This window comes from Mesobacillus sp. (assembly GCF_049588175.1).
GTDB lineage: Bacteria > Bacillota > Bacilli > Bacillales > Cytobacillaceae > Mesobacillus.
Window position 1 is genome coordinate 1 of the sequence record NZ_JBAVFI010000666.1, and the last position, 4313, is coordinate 4313.

Annotated in this window: 3 protein-coding genes; all 3 read left to right on the forward strand. The window is 39.9% G+C overall.

Annotated features, from left to right (window positions below; translation table 11 throughout):
- On the forward strand, positions 1 to 706 hold a 706-nt coding region (gene cls, locus WB217_RS16225; RefSeq protein ID WP_423994299.1), incomplete at its 5' end, for a cardiolipin synthase.
- Positions 707 to 799: 93 nt separating this feature from the next.
- Complete coding sequence (locus WB217_RS16230) at positions 800 to 2029, forward strand: competence protein CoiA (RefSeq protein WP_423994301.1); 1230 nt, start codon at positions 800 to 802, stop codon at positions 2027 to 2029.
- Between the two features lie 410 nt (positions 2030 to 2439).
- Entirely contained in the window at positions 2440 to 4257 is a 1818-nt protein-coding gene (gene pepF / locus WB217_RS16235) for an oligoendopeptidase F (RefSeq protein WP_423994303.1), read from the forward strand.
- Positions 4258 to 4313: the final 56 nt, after the last annotated feature.

Sequence of the window (4313 nt, forward strand, 5' to 3'; positions counted from 1 at the left end):
GGACAAGGGATTCGGGTTTTGGCGAGACACTCATATGATCGTGAGAGGTGAGGCTGTGCGCAGCCTGCAGCTCATCTTTTTGCAGGACTGGTTTTATATGACAAACAATAGTTTGTTAACACCTGAATATCTATCACCTACCCTAGAGAGAAATACCCACGGAGGAGTTCAATTGATTGCCGGTGGTCCTGATAATGAATGGAGCGTCATTAAAAACATTTACTTCTCCATGATCTCATCAGCAGATAAATCTGTATGGATTGCATCCCCTTACTTTATTCCTGATGAAGATATTTTCTCAGCGATTAAGGTTGCAGCTCTCAGCGGGCTGGATGTCAGGCTGTTAGTTCCGCAGCGGCCAGATAAAAAAATCGTCTTCTTTGCATCAAGATCTTATTTCCCAGAATTGCTCGAAGCTGGCGTGAAGATTTATGAATACAATAAAGGATTTATGCATAGCAAAATTGTCATAGTTGATGGCCAACTAGCTTCAATTGGCACCTCGAATATGGACATGAGAAGCTTCCATTTGAACTTCGAAGTCAATGCATTTCTTTATAAAACATCCAGTACAGAGAAGCTTGTGAAGGAATATGAAAATGATCTTAAGGACTCAAATGAAATAAAATTGGATGATTTTAATAAACGTCACATTGGTTACAGGCTGCTCGAATCTACATCGAGGCTGTTGTCGCCAATGCTATAGCAGATTCGGAAAATTCCGGGTCTGTTTTTTTTCAATAAAGAGGATTTCAAGCCATTTTATCGAATATAAAAGGAGAAAGGAGGCGCAATCAATGTGCTTGTAGCAAATAGAAAAAATGGGGTAAGGCTGTCCCTAGGTGATCAATGGGACAAAAAAGAGTTAATCGCCATAAGGTCCAAGGAAAAATTCCATTGTCCTGAATGCAAAGAGGAAGTAATCATGAAGCTTGGCAGCAAAAAGATCTGGCATTTTTCTCATCTCTCCGGCAACAGCTGTGAACACCAGTATGAAAGAGAGTCCAACTATCATCTTGCAGGGAAGCTTCAGCTGTATAACTGGCTGAAAAATCAGGGAATCAATGCAGAGTTGGAGAAATTTGATCCATCAGCTAGGCAAAAGCCTGACATTGCATTCGACTGGCAGGGGAAGAAGTACGCGATTGAATTCCAGTGTTCTATTATTCCAGAAGAGATTTTTATCAAAAGAACAGCCAGTTATTTTAAAAATGGGTATATCCCTATCTGGATTGCTGCGGGAAATCTTATTAAACGAACTGGAAGTAAAGCAGTGTCCATAAACAATTTCCTCTATTTATTCATCCGGCGTCCCCACCAATACTGGAATATTCCAGCCTATTGTCCGTTATCAGGCCAGTTCATCGACCTGAATGGTGCCATTCCGATTTCCTCACGAAAGACAATCACCCAGCTTGAAATCCATTCAATCGATAAAGTTCCTGTAAATCATTTGATAAGCCCTGTTAGTAAAAGCTATCCCGTCCTTACATCCTGGCAGTCTGAACTGAAAAAATTCAAGTCGCGTTATTTAATGTATCCCGGCTCATATCAAAATCATTTTCTTCAGCAACTCTACCGCAACCATCTTAATCTTCTAAGTCTCCCTTCTGAAATTGGACTTCCGGTTTTTTCTGGTCCTTATATCGAAACCCCGGCACTAATCTGGCAGACTTATCTCTATCTTGATCTATTTCGGAATATAAAAAAAGGCGATGTTATTAGCTTGTCGAAGGTTCATAATGCTTTTAATAACCGTGTGAAACGCGGGCAAATTAAGTGGAGAAACCTTCCATTGGCGGGAAAAGGTGATTATTCTCTGGCGGTAACTGAATATATACAGATCCTAACCAAAATTTCAGTTTTAACCAAAGTAAGTGATTCTTTATTCAAGCTAAATAGAGAGTTGAAAATTAGTGATACTATTGATGAGCAAAGCGCGGACGAAGCCTATTTTTACAAAAGGTATGGAAATATTATAGAAGCTGCTTTATTAAAAATAAATTTTTTAGAAGCAGCCAAAAATTAAGCTAGATAAGCAGCTTTTTAAAAGAAAAGTTTTTTTAAATGTCAATGTTGATTTTTATCACCTGTTGATTGGAGCGGAAGGCACTCGACTCCTGCCGGCTCACCTGACGCCCCTAGGAGAATTTGTGTATGAAAAAGCTAGCATTTGAGCTTTTTCATAATTCTTCCGCGGACAGCGAGTGCCTGGAGCGGAAATCAACAGACAACTTTAGCAAAGCCAAAAGAAAAAGATTTAATATAACATGAAAAGTTTGTCACCTGCGTAAAATAAGGAAGTTAAGAATTGGGTAAATAGAAATCATAAAACTTTAAATCATATTTTCGTTCCATAGAAGGAAATGAGAAATATTTAGCGAATTTATGATATTAGAAAAGTTTTTCGAAATCCGAAATGTTGTTAGGAGGATCTATATGTCGAATGAATCTGCAGTAAAGAAATTGCCGCCAAGGAATGAAGTAGCCACTGAGGATACGTGGAGACTTGAGGATATTTTTGCAAATGACGAAGTGTGGGAAAAAGAGTTTAATGAAGTGAAAAGCCTTCTTCCTGGAGTTCAGGAATACCAGGGCAAATTAGGAAAGAGTGCGGACCAGCTATACAACGCTCTCCAATTGCAGGATAAGCTGCTTGAAAGATTAGGAAGGTTGTATACATATGCGCATATGAGATATGACCAGGATACTACGAATTCTTTTTACCAGGGTTTTGATGACCGAATCAAGAACTTATACTCTCAGGCAGGAAGTGCGCTGGCTTTCATCGTTCCTGAAATCCTGGCAGTAGATGAACAAAAAATTAAGGGCTTCCTTGCTGAGAAAGAAGAGCTGAAGCTTTATGAGCATGCTTTAGAGGAAATCAACCTTCAGCGACCGCACGTATTATCTGCTGAACAAGAAGCTCTGCTTGCTGAAGCATCAGAAGTAATGAGCTCACCATCTAATACTTTCGGAATGCTTAATAATGCTGATCTTGAATTTCCGTCCATCAAAGATGAGAATGGGGAAGAAGTGGAGATCACTCATGGCCGATATATTCGTTTCCTTGAAAGTGAGGACCGCAGGGTTCGTGAGGATGCATTCAAGGCAGTATATAAGACATACGGAAGCTTTAAAAATACTTTTGCAAGCACGTTAAGCGGCAATATTAAAAAGGATAACTTTAATGCTAGGGTGCGTAAGTATGATTCCGCAAGACATGCAGCACTTTCTGCAAATAATATTCCTGAAAGTGTCTATGAAAACCTTGTAAACACTGTAAATGACAATCTGCATCTGCTGCACCGATATGTAAAGCTTCGCCGGAAGGTTCTAGGTTTAGAGAAGCTTCATATGTACGATCTTTTCACCCCGCTCGTCAAGAACGTGAAAATGGAGATTCCATATTCAGAAGCAAAGGATTACGTGTTAAAGGGCTTGGCCCCTCTAGGTGAAGAATACAATAATGTCCTGAAAGAAGGATTTGAAAATCGCTGGGTTGATGTGCACGAAAACAAGGGAAAGCGCAGCGGAGCCTATTCATCTGGTACTTATGGAACAAACCCGTATATCCTTATGAACTGGCAAGACAACGTAAATAATCTATTCACGTTAGCACACGAATTTGGCCATTCAGTCCACAGCTATTACACAAGGAAGACACAGCCATATCCATACGGCAACTACTCTATCTTTGTTGCCGAAGTAGCGTCAACGTGCAATGAGGCATTGCTTAATGACTATATGTTAAAAACAATCGATGATGAGCAGAAGCGTCTGTATTTACTGAATCATTATCTTGAAGGCTTTAGAGGGACTGTGTTCAGACAGACAATGTTTGCAGAATTTGAGCATATGATCCACATGAAAGCACAGAACAACGAAGCATTGACAGCTGACTCCCTCACAAAGGATTACTATGAGCTAAACAAGAAGTACTTTGGGGATGAGGACATTGAGATTGATGAAGAAATCGGTCTTGAATGGTCAAGGATTCCACACTTCTATTACAACTATTATGTTTATCAATATGCTACAGGTTTCAGTGCTGCCACCGCTTTAAGCAAGCAGATCCTTGAAGAAGGGCAGCCTGCAGTTGAACGCTATCTCGATTTCTTAAAGGCAGGTAGCTCCGATTACCCAATCGAAGTCCTGAAAAAAGCTGGTGTCGATATGACAAGCTCAAAGCCAATAGAAGAAGCTCTAAAAGTGTTTGAAGAAAAATTAAATGAAATGGAAGCAATGCTTTCCTAAAATAACAAAACCGGCCGTTTCGATACGGCCGGTTTTGTTTGGCTCAGCTAAAATCC